This window comes from Streptomyces sp. 2A115 (assembly GCF_052245575.1).
Lineage (GTDB): Bacteria > Actinomycetota > Actinomycetes > Streptomycetales > Streptomycetaceae > Streptomyces.
Genome location: NZ_JBQQCG010000234.1, coordinates 1 through 1,055, shown reverse-complemented (window position 1 = coordinate 1,055; position 1,055 = coordinate 1). Strand labels below are relative to the sequence as shown.

Here is a 1,055-nt window from a genome sequence, read left to right as displayed (position 1 = left end):
GAAGAACGGGTGGTAGCGCCAGACGGGGAACAGTTCGCCCTGTTCACCCACGACGGCGGGTTCGGCCAGGTCACGGACCCGGCGCACGATCAGCCGGGCCGTGACCCGTGCGCTCTTCTTGCGGCCGGTGAAGGCGGTGTACTGGGATATCTCGGCGACTTCCGCGCCGGAGATGAGCTCCCCGGTGTCGGGGTCGGGCACCGCGGTGGGATAGGTGATCTGCTGCCATGCCTCGCCCGCGATGGCGAGGACGGCCCGCTTGATGGAGGGGTTCATGGCGGTGGTGATGGAGAAGCGGGCCCCGGTCCGGCGGCAGGCGGCGATGACACCGGCGTTGTAGAACTGCGAATCTGCCCGCAGGATCCGCAGGCCGGTGCAGCCGGCCTCGACGGCGGTGGCCAGCGCCTCGCTGACCAGTTTCGGGGCGCCGCGTGAGTCGGCTGCCTTTCCGCGGCGCATCCGCACGGTGGCGATCACCGGCCGCGAGGTGGGGGTGCAGATCGTGGCCAGCAGTGGGTGCAGGGTGCGGACGCCCTTGAACCGGCCGTACTCGGCGCCCTGCTTGGTCCGGCCGTAGACCCGTTTGTGGGTGGAGTCGACATCGATGAACGCCTTTTCGCCGGCGCCGGGCAGCAGCGGGGTGTGTGTGGCCAGAGCGGCCAGGAACTGGCGGTGCACCGCGTGGAGCTGGAGTGCGTGACCGTGGGTGAACGCGCGCAGGAAGCTGCCCACTGTGGACGGCGCACGGACGCCTGAGAACAACACGGGCATCGCGCCGTGGCGCAGGACGTGAAGGTCGTCGATGCTGTCCGCACCGGCGGCCATCCCGGCCACGATGCTGGTGACTTTGGCATCTGGCCCGGCACCCGCGCCGTTCCTCGCCCCGGTCAGCTTCACCTTCTCCGCCACCAGACGGGCGAGCCCGCACCGCTCGGCCAGCCGCATCACCGGGACCAGTCCGGCATGCGCGATCAGATTCGGGTCGTCGAACGCAGCGGAGACCGCCGCCGGAGTATGGGAAACTTTCATCTACGAGGTGCCTTGCTGATTGTGCG

1 protein-coding gene is annotated in these 1,055 nt (G+C 69.5%); it reads right to left on the bottom strand.

Annotation, left to right across the window (positions count from 1 at the left end; genetic code table 11):
* Positions 1-1,029: IS1380 family transposase (locus tag ACTWQR_RS55770; RefSeq protein WP_443235023.1), on the bottom strand; the 1,029-nt coding region annotated here is incomplete at its 3' end.
* Positions 1,030-1,055: the final 26 nt, after the last annotated feature.